Origin of the sequence: Enterobacter sp. K16B, assembly GCF_020216105.1 — a bacterium.
Lineage (GTDB): Bacteria > Pseudomonadota > Gammaproteobacteria > Enterobacterales > Enterobacteriaceae > Enterobacter > Enterobacter sichuanensis.
Window position 1 is genome coordinate 1 of record NZ_JAIWJZ010000122.1, and the last position, 21,332, is coordinate 21,332.

Here is a 21,332-nt window from a genome sequence, read left to right on the forward strand (position 1 = left end):
GTGCCGGGGCTGGGGAGCATTCCCTGGCTGGGGGCGCTTTTTCGCCATGACGGGAAAGACCAGGAACGACGTGAATTAGTGGTGTTTATTACACCACGTCTGGTCGGTATTCACTGACGGGTAACGATCCCCGCAATGATTTTGCATTCAGTTTGTTGCAGATGTTTGACGTGGGGCATGAATTAGCATACAAGGAGTACCGATTTGAGTTGGACTTACGTCTTATTACCTTATGCGCCCGGCGCGGTGATTTAATCAGTTGCCAAACAAGCCGGAGTATTGAGATAATTTTTAGTCTGACTCTCGCTCTATTGCATATGAGGTTTCAGTTCATGTCCTGCTACGCCGGGTGTCTGCGAAGCGGGGATTACCATTAACGAATAGTCTTAGTAGTACCGATAAAATGGCAGAGAAACGCAATATCTTTCTGGTTGGGCCTATGGGTGCCGGCAAAAGCACTATTGGGCGTCAGTTAGCTCAACAACTCAATATGGAATTTTACGATTCTGATCAAGAGATTGAGAAACGAACCGGAGCTGATGTGGGCTGGGTTTTCGACGTAGAAGGCGAAGAAGGTTTCCGTGACCGAGAAGAAAAAGTGATCAACGAACTCACGGAAAAACAGGGCATCGTACTGGCAACAGGCGGCGGCTCTGTGAAATCTCGCGAAACCCGCAACCGTCTCTCCGCCCGTGGCGTAGTGGTCTATCTTGAGACGACCATTGAGAAACAGCTGGCACGTACGCAGCGCGATAAAAAGCGCCCGCTGCTGCAGGTTGAAACGCCACCACGCGAAGTTCTGGAAGCGTTGGCCGATGAACGCAATCCGCTGTATGAAGAGATTGCCGATGTGACCATTCGTACTGACGATCAGAGCGCTAAAGTGGTTGCAAACCAGATTATTCATATGCTGGAAAGCAACTGATTCTGGCTTTATATACACTCGCCTGCGGGTAAAAGCATTAAAGGTGGATGTCGCGTCATGGAGAGGATTACAGTTACTCTCGGGGAACGTAGTTACCCTATCACCATCGCGGCTGGTTTGTTTAACGACCCAGCTTCCTTTTTACCACTGAAAGCGGGTGATCAGGCGATGCTGGTCACCAATGAGACGCTGGCTCCGCTTTATCTCGACCGTGTACGCCACCTGCTTGAGCAGGCGGGCGTTAAAGTCGACAGTGTGATTCTCCCCGATGGCGAGCAGTATAAAAGCCTGACGGTACTGGATACCGTCTTTACCGCATTGCTGCAAAAACCGCACGGTCGCGATACAACACTGCTTGCCCTGGGCGGCGGTGTTGTGGGCGATCTGACCGGCTTTGCGGCCGCAAGCTATCAGCGTGGTGTTCGCTTCATTCAAATCCCGACCACGTTGCTGTCTCAGGTCGACTCCTCTGTTGGTGGCAAAACGGCCGTTAACCATCCGCTCGGCAAAAACATGATTGGCGCGTTCTACCAGCCTGCCTCGGTGGTGGTGGATCTCGACTGTCTGAAAACCCTGCCGGCGCGCGAGCTGGCTTCTGGTCTGGCGGAAGTGATCAAATACGGCATTATTCTGGATGGCGAGTTCTTTAACTGGCTTGAAGAGAATATGGATGCGCTGCTGCGCCTGGATGAGGCTGCGCTTGCATACTGCATTCGTCGTTGTTGTGAGCTGAAAGCAGAAGTTGTCGCTGCGGACGAGCGTGAAACGGGCTTACGTGCTTTACTGAATCTTGGGCATACGTTTGGTCACGCGATTGAAGCCGAAATGGGTTACGGCAACTGGCTGCACGGTGAAGCCGTCGCGGCTGGCATGGTGATGGCCGCCCGCACCTCTGAACGTCTTGGCCAGTTCAAACCGCAAGAGACGGCACGTATTGTTGCGCTGCTTGAGCGTGCTGGTTTGCCGGTAACCGGGCCGCAGGAGATGTCGGCACACGCGTATTTACCCCACATGATGCGCGATAAAAAAGTATTGGCAGGCGAGATGCGTCTTGTACTCCCGCTTGCAATAGGGAAGAGTGAAGTACGCGGCGGAGTGCCGCACGATGTCGTTCTTGGCGCTATCGCTGATTGTCAGCAGGCGTAACAACTAGAAAGGTCAGGCCACTGATGCAGGTGGTCGTTTAGCTTCAGGTGAAATGCAAAGTCGTTGGCATAAGCCTTTGAGTGGGGTGTTAAATGGATGAATTCAAACCAGAAGACGAGCTGAAACCCGATCCCAGCGATCGTCGTACTGGTCGTTCTCGTCAATCTTCAGAACGTGATAACGAGCCGCAGATCAACTTTGACGATGTTGATCTGGATGCAGACGATCGTCGCCCTTCGCGCAGCCGCAACGCGCGTGATGAGCGAGAAGAAGAGGATTATGAGTCCGAAGAAGATTCAATGGACGAAGAGCCTGTAGAGCGTCGCCCGCGTAAACGTAAAAAAGCCGCTGCGCCAAAACCAGCCTCCCGTCAGTACATCATGATGGGCCTTGGCGTTCTGGTGCTGGTGCTGCTGATTGTTGGCATTGGCTCCGCGCTAAAAGCACCGTCATCGAACTCAACCGAGCAAACCGCTTCCGCTGAGAAGAGCATCAACCTTTCCGGTAACGATGCAAGCGATCAGGCTAATGGCGCACAGCCTGCACCGGGAACCACCTCCGCAGAGCAGACGGCAGGCAATACCGCTGCGCCGCAGGATGTTTCTCTGCCACCCGTATCTTCAACCCCCGCTCAGGGTCAGGCACCTGTTACGCCTGAAGGCCAGCAGCGCGTAGAAGTTCAGGGTGACCTGAACAATGCCCTGACGCAGCCGCAGAATCAGCAGCAGGTTGATAACGTCGTGGTTAACTCTACGCTGCCAACTGAACCTGCAACGGTTGCCCCGATTCGCGGTGCTAACGCTCAGCCACAAACGGCGGCGACGGAAACCAAACCGCGTCAGACGCAAACCACCACGCGTCCTGAACGTAAGCAGGCGGTAATTGAGCCTAAGCGTGAAACCAAACCTCAGGCTGTGGTAAAAGCGCCTGAAGTGAAAACCGTACCGGCACAGCCGAAACACACTGAAACGGCTGCGGTGAGCGAGCCTGCAAAAGCGCCTGTCACGCAGACCGCGCCGAAAGCAACGGCGACCACCACGGCACCGGCTGCCACCACGGCTCCAGCCGCGACGGCAACAGCATCCAGCAGCGCGGCAGGTAAAACGGCAGGCAACGTCGGTTCGCTGAAGTCTGCGCCATCCAGCAATTACACGCTGCAGCTGAGCAGTTCGTCTAACTATGACAACCTCAACAGTTGGGCGAAGAAATCCAATCTGAAAAACTATGTGGTTTATCAGACGACCCGTAACGGTCAACCGTGGTATGTGCTGGTCAGCGGTGTGTATTCATCCAAAGATGAAGCAAAACGTGCCGTAGCGGCCCTGCCTGCTGATGTTCAGGCAAAAAACCCATGGGCGAAGCCGATTCATCAGGTTCAGGCCGATCTGAAGTAATGTTTAAAGCGCAGGATGCTGTCGGAGCTTTCTCCACAGCTGGAGAAGGTGTAATCAGTTAGTCAGCATGAAAAAAAATCGCGCTTTTCTGAAATGGGCAGGGGGAAAATACCCCCTGCTCGATGATATTAAAAAGCACCTGCCTGAGGGCGAGTGTCTTATCGAGCCTTTCGTTGGCGCGGGATCGGTGTTCCTGAACACCGATTTTTCGCGTTATATCCTGGCGGATATCAACAGCGACCTTATCAGCCTCTATAACATCGTTAAGCTGCGTACCGAAGAGTATGTCGCAGAGGCGCGCAAACTGTTTACGCCGGAGAACAATAACCCGGACGTTTACTACCAGTTCCGTGCGGAGTTTAACCAGAGTCAGGATCCGTTCCGCCGGGCGCTGCTGTTCCTCTATCTCAACCGACATGGTTATAACGGTCTGTGCCGGTATAATCTTCGTGGGGAATTTAACGTGCCGTTTGGCCGTTATAAGCGCCCCTATTTCCCGCAGGACGAGCTGTATCACTTCGCCGAAAAAGCACAGCATGCGGAATTCCACTGCCTCTCGTATGAAGAGTGTATGGAGCTGGCAGGCGTAAACTCGGTGGTTTACTGTGACCCTCCGTACGCGCCGCTGTCTGCGACAGCGAATTTCACCGCCTATCATACCAACAGCTTCAGCCCGGCCGAACAGGCCCGCCTGGCGGAGATGGCGGAAAAGCTGGTCAGCAAAAGAATTCCGGTGTTAATTTCGAATCACGATACCCCTGATACGCGCGAATGGTACAAAGCCGCGACGCATTTTCAGGTTAAAGTGCGGCGTAGCATTAGCAGCAACGGCGGCACACGTAAAAAGGTGGACGAACTCCTGGCTCTTTATCGCCCCTGAGCCGTTTTGCCCGCCGGTAAACACATTTCAAGGAGATGCGGATGAAACAGTTTTTGATTGCTCCCTCAATTCTGTCGGCCGATTTTGCCCGCCTGGGTGAAGACACCGCTAAAGCTCTCGCGGCTGGCGCAGATGTTGTCCATTTCGACGTGATGGATAACCACTACGTTCCCAATCTGACCATTGGCCCAATGGTGCTTAAGGCGCTGCGTAACTACGGCATTACCGCCCCGATTGACGTGCATCTGATGGTGAAACCGGTCGACCGTATCGTGCCGGATTTCGCCGCGGCGGGCGCCAGCATCATCACCTTCCATCCGGAAGCCTCAGAACATGTGGATCGCACCCTGCAGCTCATCAAAGAGAACGGCTGTAAAGCAGGTCTGGTTTTTAACCCGGCAACGCCGCTGAGCTATCTCGACTATGTGATGGATAAGCTGGACGTGATCCTGCTGATGTCCGTTAACCCGGGCTTTGGTGGTCAGTCGTTTATTCCTCACACGCTGGATAAGCTGCGTGAAGTACGCCGTCGTATTGATGAGTCAGGTTACGATATTCGTCTGGAAGTGGACGGCGGGGTGAAAGTCAATAACATTGGTGAAATCGCGGCAGCGGGCGCGGATATGTTCGTTGCAGGTTCGGCGATTTTCGACCAACCGGATTACAAAAAAGTCATTGATGAAATGCGCCGTGAGCTGGCGAAGGTAAGTCATGGATAAATTGCAGGCAATTCGGGGTGTGGCATTCGACCTCGACGGCACGCTGGTCGACAGCGCGCCAGGCTTAACGAGTGCCGTAGACCAGGCGCTGTATGCCCTTGAGCTGCCCGTGGCGGGTGAAGATCGTGTCGTCACGTGGATTGGCAACGGCGCTGATGTCCTGATGGAGCGCGCGCTGACCTGGGCGCGTCAGGAGCGCGCATCCCAGCGTTCTGCACAGGGTAAACCGAGCGTTGACCATGCGGACATTCCACAGGAAGAGCAACTGCGTATTCTGCGCAAACTGTTCGATCGTTTCTATGAAGAGACCGTCGAAGAGGGCAGTTTCCTCTTCCCGGACGTTCTGGAAACGCTGAGCGTGTTGCACGCGAAGGGCATTCCGATGGGGCTGGTCACCAACAAACCGACGCCGTTTGTGGCACCGCTGCTGGAAGCGCTGGATATCGCGAAGTACTTCTCCGTGATCGTGGGCGGTGATGATGTGCAAAACAAAAAACCGCATCCGGAACCGCTGCTGCTGGTGGCAGGAAAATTATCCTTAACACCTGCGGAGCTGCTCTTTGTCGGTGATTCACGCAATGATATTCTGGCTGCCCGAGCGGCTGGATGTCCTTCCGTCGGATTAACCTATGGCTACAACTACGGTGAGGCCATCACGCTAAGTGAGCCGGATGTTGTGTTCGACCACTTCAAAGATTTGTTGCCCGCTCTCGGGCTTTCGCACAGTGAACATCAGGAATTGAATAATGACTAAGCCCATCGTTTTTAGTGGCGCACAGCCTTCAGGTGAATTGACCATTGGTAACTACATGGGTGCGTTACGTCAGTGGGTCAGCATGCAGGATGATTACCATTGCATTTACTGCATCGTGGATCTGCATGCGATTACCGCCCGTCAGGATCCTGAGAAGCTGCGTAAAGCCACGCTGGACACCCTCGCCCTGTATCTGGCCTGCGGGATCGACCCTGAGAAGAGCACCATTTTCGTTCAGTCCCATGTGCCAGAGCACGCGCAGCTGGGCTGGGCGCTGAACTGCTACACCTATTTCGGTGAACTGAGCCGCATGACCCAGTTCAAGGATAAATCCGCGCGCTATTCGGAAAACATCAACGCCGGTCTGTTCGACTATCCGGTGCTGATGGCGGCAGACATTCTGCTGTACCAGACAAACCAGGTGCCGGTGGGTGAAGACCAGAAGCAGCACCTGGAGCTGAGCCGCGATATCGCCCAGCGCTTTAACGCGCTTTATGGCGAGGTGTTCAAAGTGCCAGAGCCGTTTATTCCAAAATCGGGTGCGCGTGTCATGTCGCTGCTGGAGCCGACCAAGAAGATGTCCAAGTCTGACGATAACCGCAACAACGTTATCGGCCTGCTGGAAGATCCGAAATCGGTCGTGAAAAAACTCAAGCGCGCAGTGACCGACTCTGACGAGCCGCCTGTGGTGCGCTACGATGTGCAGAATAAAGCGGGCGTTTCCAACCTGCTGGATATTCTCTCCGGTGTTACCGGCCAGAGCATCCCTGAGCTGGAACAGCACTTCGAAGGCAAGATGTACGGCCACCTGAAAGGCGAAGTGGCAGATGCCGTTTCCGGCATGCTGACCGAGCTGCAGGAGCGTTATCACCGCTACCGCAACGACGAAGCCTTCCTGCAGAAAGTGATGAAAGAGGGTGCGGAAAAAGCCAGCGCCCGCGCGTCCGAAACCCTGAAAGCGGTGTACGAAGCGATTGGGTTTGTTGCGAAGCCGTAAGTCTGCTTGCCGGGTGGCGGCTTCGCCTTACCCGGCCTACGAAACAGTGTAGGTCGGGTAAGCGTTAGCGCCACCCGACAAAAAACCGCTCCGCACCAACAAAAAAACCGGGATCTCCCGGTTTTTTTTTACGCCTGAAAAACGCTTACTGCTGTGCCGCCGGGCCGCAACCACCGATGATCTTCGAAATGGAGATCGCCGGGTGCAGCAGATAATCATAGCTGCAGTTGTTTTTGGTGTTCTGGACGTGACCAGTGCAGGCCGTCAGAGTGGTTAACAGGCCGACCAGTACGGCGGCTTTTGCCAGTTTAAACATACGCATTCCTTGTCTTAAAAACGAAAATCAGATGTTACTCAAGGGAATAAAGGGAAACGTTCCACTTCGGGGCGGTATGTTATCGACAGCGGTAAGAGGGGAGTAGTCCGCTTCAGGACTACTCCGGAAAGGAAGAGTGTGCGTTAGTGGTTTGAGAACCAGTTGAGTTTGTCGCGCAGCGCAACCACACGGCCAACCACAATCAGCGCCGGGCTTTCAACCTGCTGCGCCAGTTCGCCTAACTGTGTCAGTACGCCATCCACCACGCGCTGCGTAATGGCGGTACCGTTTTCGACCAGCGCGACGGGCATATCTGCCGCCATGCCGTGCTCCAGCAGCTTCGCCTGAATGGTGGCGGCCTGGTTTAACCCCATGTAGAACACCAGCGTCTGCTTTTCGGCGGCGAGGTTGTGCCAGTCCAGTTCGCTGCCCGTTTTCAGGTGGCCCGTCACCAGACGCACGCTCTGGGCGTAATCCCGGTGGGTCAGTGGAATACCCGCGTACGCTGAACAGCCGGATGCCGCGGTAATGCCCGGCACCACGGAGAAGGGAATGCCCGCGTTGCACAGGGTTTCCAGCTCCTCGCCGCCGCGACCGAAGATAAACGGATCGCCCCCTTTCAGGCGCACCACGCGTTTTCCTTTTTGCGCCTCGCGCAGCAGGAGCTGGTTAATCTCCTCCTGCGGTACGCAGTGGTAGCCCGCCCGTTTGCCCACGAAGACGCGGTCGGCATCGCGGCGTACCAGGTTCATGATGTCATCCGAGACCAGACGGTCATACACCACAATATCCGCCTGCTGGATCTGCTGCAGGCCTTTCAGCGTCAGCAAGCCCGCATCGCCAGGACCTGCACCGACCAGCACCACTTCGCCACGATGATCCAGCGGCTCAGCGAGTAACTGCGCCGTCGTCTCTTCAACCGCTTTACTGTCCTGATTCGCCAGCGACTGAGCCAGCCGGTCATTCACAAAGAATTTTTCCCAGAAACGACGACGCTCGCCAACGGTCGCGAAGGTTTGCTTCACGCGTGAACGCAATTGCCCTGCATAGTGGGCAATCTGACCGAGATGTTGCGGCAACAGGGCTTCCAGTTTTTCCCGCAGCAGGCGCGCCAGAACGGGCGAGCGGCCCCCGGATGACACGGCGATCATCAGCGGTGAACGGTCAATAATCGACGGCATGATAAAGCTGGCTTCTTTCGGCGCATCCACCACGTTACAGAAGATACGGCGCGCCTCACAGGCATCGCTGACCCGCTGGTTCACTGCATCGTCATCCGTCGCGGCAATGGTCAGCCAGCAGGTCTCCAGCAGGGATTCATCAAACTCTCCCTGCACCAGCGTCAGCATCCCTTCCTGGGCCCAGACGTTAAACTGGGGGGCGAAGGCAATGGCGTTGACGGTCAGTCGGGCGCCCGCCTCTAACAACAGGCGCGCTTTGCGCTCAGCCACGTCGCCGCCGCCCACAAGCAGGCAGTCGCGATGGCGTAATTGACAAAAAATCGGCAGGTGATCCACGACATTACCTCACAGCATTCATGGAGGGACAGGAATTGACGTCAGGATAACAGCAGGAATCGCCGAAAATATACGGTTTTTCCTGCCGTTACCCATAAGGGGTCATAAGCTTTTCATATTGAAAAGGCGAGGGAATTAGCCCTGTAGCTGCACCTTGCCGTCCTTCACGCGAACGTCGTAGTGCTTCACCGAGTAGTTTTCATCTTCCATGCACAGTCCGTCACGTAAACGGAAGCGCTGCTTTTTCAGCGGGCTGGCGACCCACAGTTCGCCCTGATGCTCCGCAATCAACCCACGGGAGAGCACGCTGGCCTCGAAGAACGGGTCGATGTTGCTGATGGCAAAGAGCTGTTCATCGTGGCGGGGGCGGAAAATCGCAACCTGCTCGTTGCCCAGCAGTGCGCAGACGCCGGTTGCGGGGAGAATGTCGTTAATATCGCAGATGGTTATCCACTGGCTCATGCGTTTTCCTCCACCAGCGTGACCGGAATACGTTCATACGGTGTCGCCGGACGATGCTGTTCACGCTCTGGCACAACCTGCACATTCGGGTCGCGCTGAGTGCTGTTGATAAAATGTCTGAACCGCGTCTGTGCCGCCGGGGTGTTGACGGTTTCAGTCCACTCGCAAATCACCGCCTCACGCAGGCGTGCCATCTCCGCTTCCAGATGCTCGTTCAGGCCCAGCTTGTCGTCGATAATGACCGATTTCAGGTAGTCGATGCCGCCTTCCAGGTTATCGAGCCAGGAGGCGGTACGGGTCAGCTTATCGGCGGTACGGATGTAGAACATCATGAAGCGGTCGAGATACTGAATCAGCGTGTCGTGATCGAGATCCGCGGCCAGCAGGTCCGCGTGGCGTGGTTTCATCCCGCCGTTGCCGCAGACATACAGGTTCCAGCCTTTTTCGGTGGCGATAATCCCTACGTCTTTACCCTGGGCTTCCGCACATTCACGGGTACATCCGGAGACGCCGAACTTCATTTTGTGCGGCGTACGGATGCCTTTGTAGCGGTTCTCCAGCTCCACGCCGAAACCGACGCTGTCGCCGACGCCATAGCGGCACCAGGTGCTGCCCACGCAGGTTTTCGCCATACGCAGCGCTTTAGCGTACGCGTGACCGGTTTCGAAGCCAGCGTCAATCAGCTGACGCCAGATCTCCGGCAGATCGTCTTTTTGGGCACCAAACAGGCCAATACGCTGGGAACCGGTGAATTTTGGTGTACAGGTTAAATTCACGCGCGATACGGCCCACCGCCACCAGCCCTTCCGGGGTAATTTCGCCACCGGCGGAACGTGGAATCACGGAGTAGGTACCGTCTTTCTGGATGTTGGCCAGGAAGTTGTCGTTGGTATCCTGCAGCGGCGTATGCTCGGGTTTGAGGACATACTCGTTCCAGCAGGAGGCCAGCAGGGAGCCGACGGTGGGTTTACATACCTCACAGCCGTAGCCCTGGCCGTGCTTCGTCAGCAGTTCGTCGAAAGACTTAATGCCTTCCACGCGGATCAGATGGTAGAGCTCCTGGCGAGAATACGCGAAGTGCTCGCACAGGTTGTTGTTCACTTCGATGCCCTGTTTCGCCAGCTCGGCGTTCAGCACTTGGGTGACCAGCGGAATACAGCCGCCGCAGCCGGTGCCGGCTTTGGTTTCCGCTTTCAGCGCCGCAACGGTGTGGCAGCCTTTGTTAATGGCAGAGATGAGCATGCCTTTGGTGACGTCAAAGCAGGAGCAGATCTGCGCGCTGTCCGGCAGTTTATCCACGCCGATAGACGGCTTGCCGCTGGAGGCGTGCGCCGGGAGGATCAGCGCGTCCGGGTTTTCCGGCAGTTCGATGGCGTTCAGCACCAGCTGGAGCAGGTTGCCGTAATCACTGGTGTCACCCACCAGTACCGCCCCAAGCAGGGTTTTGTTGTCCTGACTGACGATCAGGCGCTTATAAACTTCTTTGCTCTCATCGAGATAAACGTAGCTGCGGGCACCCGGCGTGCGGCCGTGTGCGTCGCCAATACCGCCAACGTCCACGCCCAGCAGCTTCAGCTTGGCGCTCAGATCCGCGCCTTCGAAGGCGTTTTCGTTGCCGAGGATGTGGTCCACGGCGACCTGCGCCATTTTGTAACCCGGCGCCACCAGACCATACACGCGGTTATTCCAGCTGGCGCATTCGCCAATGGCGTAGATATCCGGATCGGAGGTCTGGCAGGTGCCGTTAATCATAATCCCGCCGCGCTGGGCGACGGCCAGACCGCACTGGGTTGCCAGCTTGTCGCGCGGGCGGATCCCGGTGGAGAAGACGATGAAGTCAACTTCCAGCTCGCTGCCGTCGGCAAAGCGCATGGTTTTGCGCGCTTCGGTGCCTTCCTGCACGATCTCTTTGGTGTTTTTGCTGGTGTGAACCTTCACGCCCATGCTTTCGATTTTGCGACGTAACTGGTCGCCACCCATGTGGTCGAGTTGTTCGGCCATCAGCATCGGAGCAAATTCGATGACGTGGGTTTCAACGCCGAGGTTTTTTAGCGCGCCCGCGGCCTCCAGGCCCAGCAGGCCACCACCCACCACCGCACCGCGTTTACTGCGACGAGCGCAGGACTCAATGGCGTTGAGATCTTCAATGGTACGATAGACGAAGCAATCCTGCGTTTCAGCGCCTTTAATCGGCGGGATCCACGGATAAGAGCCGGTCGCCATGATCAGCTTGTCGTAAAAAACCGTACGCCCGGCGCTGGAGTGGATCACTTTCTCCTGACGGTTGATGGTGATAGCGCGTTCGCCCACCAGCACCTTTACGCCATGCTTCTCGTAGAACCCTTCACGCACCAGTGAGAGCTCTTCGGCAGTATGATGGGAGAAATAGGAAGATAAGTGCACACGGTCGTACGCCTTGCGGGGTTCTTCACAGAACACGGTAATATCGAACTGAGCGGCATCGGCTTTATCGAGAAGATCCTCAATAAAGCGGTGACCGACCATGCCGTTACCGATGATAGCGAGTCTGAGTTTGCTCATTATTGCCTCGATTTCTTTTCTATTACCGCCTACCTTAACGATTCAGCAGGGGCGCTTATTGATGCAAATCAAATACGTCTTCGCCTACTCCTTAGGTGGTATATGACTGATTTGTCAGGATTTTTATAAGTTATGGAAATCGCAGGCTTTTCGGGTTAGTTGAATTTGTGTACAAATCAGGGGCGGTTTTGCAAAAATCGATACGCCTGTACAGCAGCTGCGTTTTTAGGGGAAAGATATGTCTACTACACCGTTATGGCTTGTTCAGAATGTTCGTTTACCGGGTCGGGAAGGGCTGTGGCAGCTTGCCATTGAGAACGGGCGATTTGGTGACATCACCCCCATGGATGACACCCATACCGAAAGCTATGAAGTGTTAAATGCGCGCGGTGGGCTGGCTATTCCCCCGTTTATTGAGCCGCATATCCATCTTGATACCACCCAGACGGCGGGCGAGCCGAACTGGAACCAGTCCGGAACGCTGTTTGAGGGCATTGAGCGCTGGGCGGAGCGCAAGGCGCTACTCAGTCATGACGACGTGAAAGCGCGGGCGTGGAAAACGCTGAAGTGGCAAATCGCCAACGGGATCCAGTTTGTCCGCACTCATGTGGATGTCTCCGACCCGACGCTCACTGCCCTGAAGGCAATGCTGGAAGTGAAGCAGGAGGTTGCGCCGTGGGTGACCCTGCAAATCGTCGCGTTCCCGCAGGAAGGTATCCTCTCTTACCCGAACGGCGCGGCGCTGCTGGAAGAGGCATTACGGCTGGGTGCGGATGTGGTGGGGGCGATCCCCCACTTTGAGTTCACCCGCGAGTACGGCGTGCAGTCGCTGCATATCGCCTTTGAGCTGGCGAAGAAATATGACCTTCCGCTGGATATTCATTGCGATGAAATTGATGACGAGCAGTCTCGCTTTGTCGAGACGGTGGCCACGCTGGCGTATGAAGCCGGTATTGGCGCACGGGTAACGGCCAGCCACACCACCGCCATGCACTCCTACAACGGCGCCTATACCTCGCGGCTGTTCCGACTGCTGAAAATGTCGGGGATTAACTTCGTTGCGAACCCGCTGGTCAATATCCACCTGCAGGGGCGCTTCGATGATTATCCGAAGCGTCGCGGCATCACCCGGGTGAAAGAACTACAGGCGGCGGGCATTAACGTCTGCTTTGGCCATGATGATGTCTTTGACCCGTGGTACCCGCTTGGTACCGGCAATATGCTGCAGGTGCTGCATATGGGGCTGCACGTCTGTCAGATGATGGGCTATCCGCAAATCGACAGCGGCCTGAACCTGATCACCCATAACAGTGCCCGAACCTTTGGCCTGAGCGATTACGGGATTGAGACGGGTAACCCGGCGAACCTGATTATTCTGCCTGCGGAGAGCGGGTTTGAAGCGGTACGCTGTCAGGTGCCGGTGCGCTGGTCCATTCGTCAGGGACGAATTATTGCCACCACACAGCTGGCGCAGACCTGGATCCAGATGGATAACGGGGGAGAAGAGGTGAGCTTTGCCAGAAACACCCCCTCTGCGTAGGGCAGAGGGGGACGGGATTAGTGCGTCGCCGCTGCAGCGTTATGCTGGCGGTGGCGGGTCACAAAGCCCAGGATGAAGCACATGATAAACACCACGGCGTACAGACCGTTCGCCGTGTGCAGAGCGGCCAGCGGGCCGCTGTGGGCGACGATTGGGCCGGTGACCACGAAGGTCAGCATGGTGCCGATGGTGCCGCAGGTCAGAACGAAGTTAACCAGCTTCGGCGAGGCCACCCTGGTCTGCAGGGAGCTCAGGGTAATGATCGAGGTGTAGATCGCGCTGGAGAAGAAGCCCAGGGTCAGAATAAACCACGGCATATGTTCCGGTGAGCCGTTGATGAACAGATACATCAATACGGTTGCCAGGCCCGCCAGTACGGTCAGAATGCGCTGCAGATCGAAGAAGCGCAGGATGAAGCTAAACGCCCACATGCCGAACATGTAAGACATCCAGAAATCGCTCACCAGCTTACCCGCGTCGTTCAGGCTCATGCCCAGGCCTTTGGCGTATTCCGGTACCCAGGAGATAAAGCCCAGCTGGCCGAGGATGTAGCACAGGGCGGCGATGGAGAGGAACAGTACGCCGATACCCCATTTCTCTTTCGCGACAGGCTCTGCCGTGGTCTGCGCTTTTTTGCCCAGCACCGGGAACTCGCAGCCGAAAGTCAGAATAAAGATCGCCACGTAGACCAGGCCGATGCAGGCATACACCCAGTACCACTCAATGCTGCGCGCCAGCAGAACGGCAGCCACCATCGGGAAAATCATCCCGGCCATACTGAAGAAGGAGTCGGTAAATAGCAGGCGCGCGCCACGCTGACGGCCTTCATACATATGGGTAATCAGGAAGGTCCCTATCGACATGGTAATGCCGCTGACCAGACCGAGCACAAACATGGCGGCGGAGAACAGGGCGATGCTGTGGCTCAGCATCAGACCCGCCACGGCGGCGACCATCAGCACAAAACCAAAACGCAGCTGTGTTTTCAGTGGTACGATTTCCATCAGCCACGCATTCAGGAAGATGGAGATCAGGATCCCGGCGTTGAGGAAGGTGAAGGTGTTACTCATGCTGGAGACGGGCAGATGGAAGTAGTCTGCGATATTTCCCATCACCATCCCGGTGACGATCACCAACGCGCCGGTCAGGGCGTAGGAGAAGAAGCTGATCCATGTGAGCTTGATGCGATTGCTGTTAGTCATGTCTGGCCTGTTCAAAATAAGAAAAGCGCCCATCGGGCGCTGAGAGCGGGCAGATTTTAGACATTAAAGTGATCTATTCATATCTTTTAAGAGAAATTCGAACTTCATTGCAGTTTTTTATGTGATCTTGATCACATAAAAAGCCGACGGAACCAATCGTTTGCGTGGTTACAACTGTTTCAATTTCGTAAAATTAGGTAAAAGGCTGGTCTCCGTTCATACTGCTCTTTAGAATCAAGCCATTCGCTTTATATACTGCGCTTTGTTAAGGAATTCTCATGCTCAAATCAACACTGGCGGCTGTCGCAGCTGTGTTTGCTCTTTCTGCCGTTTCCCCTGCTGCGCTGGCAGCAAAAGGGGACCCTCACGTTCTGCTGACCACCTCCGCCGGGAATATTGAGCTGGAACTGAATAGCCAGAAAGCTCCGGTTTCTGTGAAAAACTTCCTCGACTATGTGAACAGTGGTTTCTATAACAACACCACCTTCCACCGCGTGATCCCTGGGTTTATGGTGCAGGGCGGTGGTTTTAATGAGCAGATGCAGCAGAAACAGCCGAACCCGCCAATCAAAAACGAAGCAGATAACGGCCTGCTGAACAAGCGCGGCACGATCTCTATGGCGCGTACCGCGGATAAAGACAGCGCGACCAGCCAGTTCTTTATCAACGTGGCGGATAACGCCTTCCTCGACCACGGCCAGCGCGACTTCGGTTATGCGGTGTTCGGTAAAGTGGTGAAAGGGATGGACGTGGCGGACAAGATTTCTCAGGTTCCTACCCATGACGTTGGCCCGTACCAGAATGTGCCGTCAAAACCTGTCGTGATCCTCTCCGCGAAAGTTCTGCCGTAACCTGTTTCGACACGGGCGATCCTTGCCCGTGTTGTTAGCCCTCCCTGCGAAAGCGCGTTTTGCTGCTTATACTTGTGGCAAACGGACATATTCAGGGAGGCGTTAAGTGAAAAAACTCACCGACAAGCAAAAATCCCGTCTCTGGGAGCAGCAGCGTAACGTCAATTTTCAGGCCAGTTGTCTCCTTGAAAAAGGTCATGGTCCTTCCGATCCTCATATTGAAACGCTGGAGCTTGGGCCTTCCGCTCCCGGTTTGCCCCATCTGTGCCTTATTCACCGCCATCTCTACCGCAGAGTGTTGAAGCACGCTGGCGAATTGCGTACTGACGATATTTTTAAGGATGACATTCCTTTCTGCCATTTCGAGTACATCGAAAAGATGGGCAACGAACTGGTGGCGGCGCTGGAAAGCGAAAAGTATCTGGTTGGTCTGGAGAAAGCGGCGTTTATAGAACGAATTAGCCATTATTATTGTGAAATCAACATGCTGCACCCTTTTGCCAGCGGTAACGGTATTGCTCAGCGTGTTTTCTTTGAGCAGCTGGCGATCCATGCGGGTTACGCGCTGGACTGGCGCGATATCGATCCCGAAGATTGGGTGGCGGCTAACCGGAGCGGCGCAACGGGCGATCTCAGCGCGTTACACGCTATCTTTGCCAAAGTAGTGAGCGAAGCGCGGGAATCTGAGTAGAATAGGGCGGCATTTTTTTTCGGGAGCCGCCATGATTCTGCTGATTGATAACTACGATTCCTTCACCTGGAACCTTTACCAGTATTTTTGTGAACTGGGTGCAGAGGTGGTTGTCCGCCGCAATGACGAGATTGGCCTTGCCGATATTGAGACGCTGGCTCCGCGAAAAATCGTCATCTCACCCGGCCCCTGCACACCGTCGGAATCGGGCATTTCGCTGGACGTTATCCGGCAGTATGCCGGTAAGCTGCCCATTCTGGGCGTCTGCCTGGGCCATCAGGCGATTGCCCAGGCGTTTGGGGCCACCATCGTCCGTGCGGCGAAAGTGATGCACGGCAAAACCTCGCCGGTCACGCACACGGGTACCGGGGTATTTACGGGGCTCAATAATCCATTGACCGTGACGCGCTATCATTCGCTGGTGATTGACCCGCCGACGCTGCCTGACTGCTTTGAGGTGACCGCCTGGAGCGATACGCAGGAGATCATGGGGATTCGTCACCGCGAATGGGATCTCGAAGGCGTGCAGTTCCATCCGGAAAGCATCCTCAGCGAACAGGGGCACGCGCTGCTGGCAAATTTCCTCAATCGCTGAATATCTGTTGCCTTGCTGTGATTTTTTATGCATATTTTGTGATTATATTTTCACAATTGATGTGACATAAAATGGATGGGCATGACATGGCAACTGAACAACCAGCAATTACCCGCGCGACATTCGATGAAGTGATTCTGCCGATTTATGCACCGGCTGAGTTTATCCCGGTAAAGGGAAAAGGCAGCCGCGTCTGGGATCAACAGGGTAAAGAGTACGTGGATTTCGCGGGCGGGATTGCGGTAACGGCGCTGGGTCATTGCCATCCTGCGCTGGTCGAGGCGCTGAAAACCCAGGGCGAAACCCTGTGGCACACCAGCAACGTCTTCACCAACGAACCGGCGCTGCGTCTTGGCCGCAAGATCATTGATGCCACGTTTGCCGAGCGCGTGCTGTTTATGAACTCCGGCACCGAAGCCAACGAAACCGCCTTCAAGCTGGCGCGCTACTATGCCACCACGCGCCACAGCCCGTACAAAACCAAAATCATCGCTTTCCACAATGCCTTCCATGGGCGCTCCTTCTTTACCGTCTCCGTTGGTGGTCAGCCGAAGTATTCCGACGGTTTTGGTCCGAAACCGGCTGACATCGTCCACGTGCCGTTTAACGATCTGCATGCGGTAAAAGCGGTGATGGACGATCACACCTGCGCGGTGGTGGTGGAGCCGATTCAGGGCGAAGGCGGCGTGACGGCCGCCACGCCGGAATTCCTGAAAGGGCTGCGCGCGCTGTGCGACGAGCACCAGGCGCTGCTGGTATTTGATGAAGTGCAGTGCGGGATGGGGCGTACCGGCTCCCTGTTTGCCTATATGCACTACGGCGTGACGCCGGATATTCTGACCAGCGCCAAAGCGCTCGGCGGCGGTTTCCCGGTGAGCGCGGTCCTGACGACCCAGGAGATTGCCTCTGCGTTCCACGTGGGGTCGCACGGCTCCACTTACGGCGGTAATCCGCTGGCGAGCGCTGTGGCGGGCGCGGCGTTTGATATTATCAACACGCCTGAGGTTCTCAATGGCGTGAGCGCGAAGCGCGAACTGTTCGTAAAACATCTGCAAAAGATTGATGACCTGTACGACGTGTTCAGCGAGATCCGCGGGATGGGGCTGCTGATCGGTGCCGAGCTGAAACCGCAGTACAAAGGCCGCGCACGCGATTTCCTGCACGCCGCCGCCCACGAAGGGGTAATGGTGCTCAATGCCGGGCCGGACGTGATGCGTTTTGCGCCGTCGCTGGTGGTGGAAGAGAAAGACATTGAAGACGGATTAACCCGCTTTGCCGCGGCAGTCGCGAAGATCGTAAAAGGTTAATACGCCGTCCGCTTCAGGCGACGGGTTAACCAAATCCCGTGATGCGGACGCTGACGCCATGCCACCGATGAAATGGTGTGCATGGTGTTCAGATGCCCCAGGATGCGCTGTAAATGCTGCTCAAGGGTACTCATTGGCCCGTGGGTGAGCGTCTCCGGCGCTTCCAGAATATTTGAATCCCCCGACTCACCCGGTGCGTCATACTCCAGACGCTGCTGACAGCGCTGCAGGGCAATCTCACACGACTGCAGGTAACGTTGCGCCAGGTCTGGCGTCAGCATGGTATGTTCACGCGCGAGCGTGGTCATGGCGTTGATATGCTCGACGATAAACTGGCTGTGCGTCACCCAGAGCTTCATGTCCGCCAGATAGTGCGAGTTAAAGCCGGGCTCCTGCATCGCCTGGTTGAGCGAGTTGAACAGGGCGTTGTGCGCCTGGTTGACCTTCATCCGCTGATAAGCCAGCGGGGAGGGCTGCGGGTCGTCGCTCAGAATCAGGCGGATAGCCTCCTGGTCAGCCTCCAGCGCGTCGTGGGCGTTCTGCCTGAGCAGCCCGCTCTGCCACTGCGGCCACAGCCAGACCATACCACCAAAGGCAATCAGACAGCCGATGAGGGTATCAATCAGCCTGGCGACAATAAACTGTTCGCCATTGAGCGTGAGCAACTGCAGGGTATACACCGCCGTCACCGTAAAACCCACCATCGCCCAGCCGTAGTTTTTACGAATAATCAGGTAGCTCACCAGCGTAATCACCAGCATCCCTGCCAGGGTATAGCCTTCCGGCACGTGGAAGTGCAGCGTCACGCCCGCAATAATCAGCCCCGCCATCGTTCCGCCGGCCCGGTGCAGAATACGCACCCGCGTGGCGCCGTAGCCATTCTGGGTGACAAACAGCACGGTCATTAAGATCCAGTAGGGTTTCGGCAGATGCAGCGCTATGCCCATCAGGCTGGCGACACTGAGCATGACGCTAATTCGTGCGGCATTGCGCAGGGCGGACGATTTAAGCGACAGATAACTTCTGAGCGCGGGCAGTAACGGCAGCCGTTTTTGTTTATCCGCCATCAGATCGCGGGAATAAAGGGGGCGCTGGGTACGCAGCACGCGGGCGATGCGGCTAAAATGCCAGGCGGCAAACTGGCCGACCGGGTTATCAGGATGCTGACGGGCAATTTTCTCCAGCGCGCCGAGCTGTTTGTCCATGTTAAAGCGCGTGGGGTAGCGGTGATAGAGAATATCGTCGGCCAGCACCCGCAGACGCGCGGAGACGGTCTGTGCGTTCCAGCGGATCACCGCTTCAGCGTGGCTGCGCTCTACCAGTTTTTGCACCTCTTGCGGGTGGTGAAGACTTACGGAGATATGCTCCTGCAGATCCAGCCCCACCTGGAAAGTGCGCAGCAGCCGTTTATATTCGTGATTCTGGTTGGCGGCGAGCATATGAAGTTGCTGGTAGCACTGGCTTATCAGATCCACCACCTTTTGCTGACGGGTCAGCAGCGGGGGCAGCGATCTTTCCGGATCGGTATGCTGGGTGAGCAGGGTGTATTTGGCTTCACAATACTCCGCCAACTGCACATAGAGCAGGCTCAGGGATTCACGCAGCGGCTGTTCGCGCCACAGCCAGAACCAGAACCAGTTAAACAGCCCGTACCACAATGTCCCCAGCGCGTAGATCAGCAGCGGCTCCCACACCGGCATATTTCCGGCGAGGCTCAGCGTGAAAATGGCCGCAATCAGCGAGGCGGGAAGCAGACGGGCGTGCAGCGAGCTGATTTCGGCGGTAACACCCAGGGTCATCGCCAGCACGGTCAGGATCAGCGGCAGCGGAATATCGCGCGCCAGCAGAAGCTGCACGGCGAGACTACAGCCGGCAAACAGTGAACCGCCAATGATGAGTCGTTTGAAAAAGCGCTTATGCGGCGTGTCCAGACCGGCAATGTTGCAGCAGGCGGGCACCAGAGAAAAGAGCAGACCTTGCTGAAGATGTCCGAGGAGCAGGCCCACGGCCACAGGAAGACATAACACCAGCGTTTGTCGCAGTGCGTAATTAACTTCCGGGTGATAGATCAGCCTGCGCCACATGGGGAGTAGAGACAAAAACGGCGTGACACCTTGCGGTGACACGCCGTTTGAGCGGAATTAACGCGTTCCGTAAACCACGATGGTTTTACCGTGGGCGGAGATCAGGTTTTGATCTTCCAGCATTTTCAGGATACGACCTACGGTTTCACGGGAGCAACCGACGATCTGACCAATTTCCTGACGGGTAATTTTAATTTGCATGCCGTCCGGGTGGGTCATGGCGTCTGGCTGTTTCGCCAGGTTCAGCAGCGTCTGTGCAATACGGCCCGTCACGTCCAGGAAGGCGAGGTTACCCACTTTCTCAGAGGTGACCTGCAGACGGCGCGCCATCTGGGAAGAAAGACGCATCAGGATGTCAGGGTTAACCTGAATCAGCTGACGGAATTTCTTGTAAGAAATTTCAGCCACTTCACATGCTGTCTTTGCACGAACCCAGGCGCTACGTTCCTGGCCCTCTTCAAACAGGCCCAGTTCACCGATGAAATCGCCCTGGTTCAGATAAGAAAGGATCATCTCTTTCCCTTCTTCATCTTTGATCAGCACTGCCACCGAGCCTTTAACGATGTAATACAACGTTTCCGCTTTTTCACCCTGGTGAATCAGCGTGCTCTTCGATGGGTACTTATGAATGTGGCAATGAGACAAGAACCATTCGAGAGTCGGGTCTGTTTGCGGTTTGCCAAGCACCATGCGCTGTTATCCTCTGTTATAAGCTGTCACCAGAGTCATCAGATGCATCCGGACTCTGGGGTTGCAATCGAATTCTTACCCATACCCTGGGAAGTCGGCTACCGTAACGTTTCGCAGCCAGTAAAGTTTGATGTCCTCTGCATACACGTGTAACGTCAATGTATTACTGTAGCATCCTGAGTGTTTTAGCATAGCTTTCGCCGCGTGTCTCCTGGTGTCTCGCTTCAGCATGATGCAGGTCGCCTTCCATTGCGAGAAATGTAACGCACGCGTAATCTGTCATCAAAAATGCAACGTTGGAGTTTAAGAATATGCAAGCGCGCGTGAAATGGGTTGAAGGTTTAACGTTCCTGGGCGAGTCCGCTTCCGGACACCAGATTTTGATGGATGGCAACTCCGGCGATAAAGCGCCAAGCCCAATGGAGATGGTGCTGATGGCGGCAGGGGGATGCAGCGCCATTGACGTGGTGTCGATTCTGCAGAAAGGCCGTCATGACGTGACGGATTGCGAGGTTAAACTGACCTCAGAACGTCGTGAAGAGGCGCCACGCCTGTTCACCCACATTAATCTGCACTTTGTTGTGACCGGCAAAGCGTTGAAAGACGCGGCGGTATCACGCGCGGTGGACCTGTCGGCGGAGAAGTACTGCTCTGTGGCGTTAATGCTGGAGAAGGCGGTAAAAATTACCCATTCGTACGAAGTGATCGAGGCGTAATCGTG

Annotated in this window: 20 protein-coding genes and 1 pseudogene; 14 read left to right on the plus strand and 7 right to left on the minus strand. The window is 55.7% G+C overall.

Annotated features, from left to right (window positions below; genetic code table 11):
* The 8 genes from LDK53_RS19390 to trpS all read left to right on the plus strand — a co-directional run.
* Positions 1 to 117 (plus strand): hypothetical protein (locus LDK53_RS19390; protein ID WP_225287851.1); only part of this gene is annotated, 117 nt, incomplete at its 5' end.
* Positions 118 to 403: 286 nt separating this feature from the next.
* Complete coding sequence (gene aroK, locus LDK53_RS19395; protein WP_003861630.1) at positions 404 to 925, plus strand: shikimate kinase AroK; 522 nt, start codon at positions 404 to 406, stop codon at positions 923 to 925.
* A 57-nt stretch (positions 926 to 982) separates the two neighbouring features.
* Positions 983 to 2,071 (plus strand): 3-dehydroquinate synthase, encoded by a 1,089-nt coding sequence (aroB, locus tag LDK53_RS19400; RefSeq protein ID WP_025758090.1) that lies wholly within the window; start codon positions 983 to 985, stop codon positions 2,069 to 2,071.
* Between the two features lie 92 nt (positions 2,072 to 2,163).
* Positions 2,164 to 3,465, plus strand: a complete 1,302-nt coding sequence (gene damX, locus LDK53_RS19405; protein ID WP_225287844.1) for a cell division protein DamX — start codon at positions 2,164 to 2,166, stop codon at positions 3,463 to 3,465.
* 67 nt (positions 3,466 to 3,532) lie between these two features.
* Positions 3,533 to 4,345 (plus strand): adenine-specific DNA-methyltransferase, encoded by an 813-nt coding sequence (gene dam, locus LDK53_RS19410; protein ID WP_025758088.1) that lies wholly within the window; start codon positions 3,533 to 3,535, stop codon positions 4,343 to 4,345.
* 41 nt (positions 4,346 to 4,386) lie between these two features.
* A complete protein-coding gene (gene rpe / locus LDK53_RS19415; protein WP_024907923.1) occupies positions 4,387 to 5,064 on the plus strand; it encodes a ribulose-phosphate 3-epimerase in 678 nt (225 codons plus the stop codon).
* Positions 5,057 to 5,818, plus strand: coding sequence for a phosphoglycolate phosphatase (gene gph, locus LDK53_RS19420; RefSeq protein WP_025758086.1), 762 nt, complete (start codon positions 5,057 to 5,059; stop codon positions 5,816 to 5,818). Before rpe ends, gph begins: the two co-directional genes overlap by 8 nt.
* Positions 5,811 to 6,815, plus strand: a complete 1,005-nt coding sequence (gene trpS, locus LDK53_RS19425) for a tryptophan--tRNA ligase (RefSeq protein WP_020687783.1) — start codon at positions 5,811 to 5,813, stop codon at positions 6,813 to 6,815. Before gph ends, trpS begins: the two co-directional genes overlap by 8 nt.
* A gap of 145 nt (positions 6,816 to 6,960) precedes the next feature.
* On the opposite strand, the gene LDK53_RS19430 is transcribed toward trpS, so the two are convergent.
* From LDK53_RS19430 to nirB, 4 genes and pseudogenes are all read right to left on the minus strand, one after another.
* Positions 6,961 to 7,131, minus strand: coding sequence for a YhfL family protein (locus LDK53_RS19430; RefSeq protein ID WP_003861638.1), 171 nt, complete (start codon positions 7,129 to 7,131; stop codon positions 6,961 to 6,963).
* A 143-nt stretch (positions 7,132 to 7,274) separates the two neighbouring features.
* Positions 7,275 to 8,648, minus strand: coding sequence for a siroheme synthase CysG (cysG, locus tag LDK53_RS19435; RefSeq protein ID WP_225287845.1), 1,374 nt, complete (start codon positions 8,646 to 8,648; stop codon positions 7,275 to 7,277).
* A 135-nt stretch (positions 8,649 to 8,783) separates the two neighbouring features.
* A complete protein-coding gene (nirD, locus tag LDK53_RS19440) occupies positions 8,784 to 9,110 on the minus strand; it encodes a nitrite reductase small subunit NirD (protein WP_025758081.1) in 327 nt (108 codons plus the stop codon).
* Positions 9,107 to 11,651, minus strand: a pseudogene (nirB, locus tag LDK53_RS19445) (nitrite reductase large subunit NirB). The gene nirD and the pseudogene nirB overlap by 4 nt, the downstream one beginning before the upstream one ends.
* A 238-nt stretch (positions 11,652 to 11,889) precedes the next feature.
* Here nirB and LDK53_RS19450 point away from each other — a divergent pair.
* Positions 11,890 to 13,191 carry a cytosine deaminase gene (locus LDK53_RS19450; protein WP_095442057.1) on the plus strand — a complete coding sequence of 434 codons (1,302 nt, stop codon included), beginning with the start codon at positions 11,890 to 11,892 and terminating at the stop codon, positions 13,189 to 13,191.
* A 17-nt stretch (positions 13,192 to 13,208) separates the two neighbouring features.
* Here LDK53_RS19450 and tsgA read toward each other — a convergent pair whose 3' ends face one another.
* Positions 13,209 to 14,393 (minus strand): MFS transporter TsgA, encoded by a 1,185-nt coding sequence (gene tsgA, locus LDK53_RS19455; protein WP_225287846.1) that lies wholly within the window; start codon positions 14,391 to 14,393, stop codon positions 13,209 to 13,211.
* Between the two features lie 278 nt (positions 14,394 to 14,671).
* Between tsgA and ppiA the strand changes: the two genes are divergently transcribed.
* The 4 genes from ppiA to argD all read left to right on the plus strand — a co-directional run bounded on the left by ppiA (position 14,672) and on the right by argD (position 17,837).
* Positions 14,672 to 15,244, plus strand: coding sequence for a peptidylprolyl isomerase A (gene ppiA / locus LDK53_RS19460; RefSeq protein ID WP_059386640.1), 573 nt, complete (start codon positions 14,672 to 14,674; stop codon positions 15,242 to 15,244).
* Between the two features lie 106 nt (positions 15,245 to 15,350).
* Positions 15,351 to 15,935, plus strand: a complete 585-nt coding sequence (locus LDK53_RS19465) for a putative adenosine monophosphate-protein transferase Fic (protein ID WP_225287847.1) — start codon at positions 15,351 to 15,353, stop codon at positions 15,933 to 15,935.
* A gap of 31 nt (positions 15,936 to 15,966) precedes the next feature.
* A complete protein-coding gene (gene pabA, locus LDK53_RS19470) occupies positions 15,967 to 16,530 on the plus strand; it encodes an aminodeoxychorismate synthase component 2 (protein WP_155031820.1) in 564 nt (187 codons plus the stop codon).
* Between the two features lie 86 nt (positions 16,531 to 16,616).
* Positions 16,617 to 17,837, plus strand: coding sequence for a bifunctional acetylornithine/succinyldiaminopimelate transaminase (gene argD, locus LDK53_RS19475; RefSeq protein ID WP_225287848.1), 1,221 nt, complete (start codon positions 16,617 to 16,619; stop codon positions 17,835 to 17,837).
* Here the strand turns inward: argD and LDK53_RS19480 are convergent.
* Together LDK53_RS19480 and crp are read right to left on the minus strand one after the other, a co-directional pair.
* Positions 17,834 to 19,921 (minus strand): YccS/YhfK family putative transporter, encoded by a 2,088-nt coding sequence (locus tag LDK53_RS19480; RefSeq protein ID WP_225287852.1) that lies wholly within the window; start codon positions 19,919 to 19,921, stop codon positions 17,834 to 17,836. The two genes, argD and LDK53_RS19480, sit on opposite strands and share 4 nt — an antisense overlap.
* Before the next feature lie 57 nt (positions 19,922 to 19,978).
* Positions 19,979 to 20,611 carry a cAMP-activated global transcriptional regulator CRP gene (gene crp / locus LDK53_RS19485; protein WP_000242758.1) on the minus strand — a complete coding sequence of 211 codons (633 nt, stop codon included), beginning with the start codon at positions 20,609 to 20,611 and terminating at the stop codon, positions 19,979 to 19,981.
* A gap of 311 nt (positions 20,612 to 20,922) precedes the next feature.
* Between crp and LDK53_RS19490 the strand changes: the two genes are divergently transcribed.
* Positions 20,923 to 21,327 carry an OsmC family protein gene (locus LDK53_RS19490; RefSeq protein WP_014885509.1) on the plus strand — a complete coding sequence of 135 codons (405 nt, stop codon included), beginning with the start codon at positions 20,923 to 20,925 and terminating at the stop codon, positions 21,325 to 21,327.
* The last annotated feature ends 5 nt before the right edge of the window (positions 21,328 to 21,332 follow it).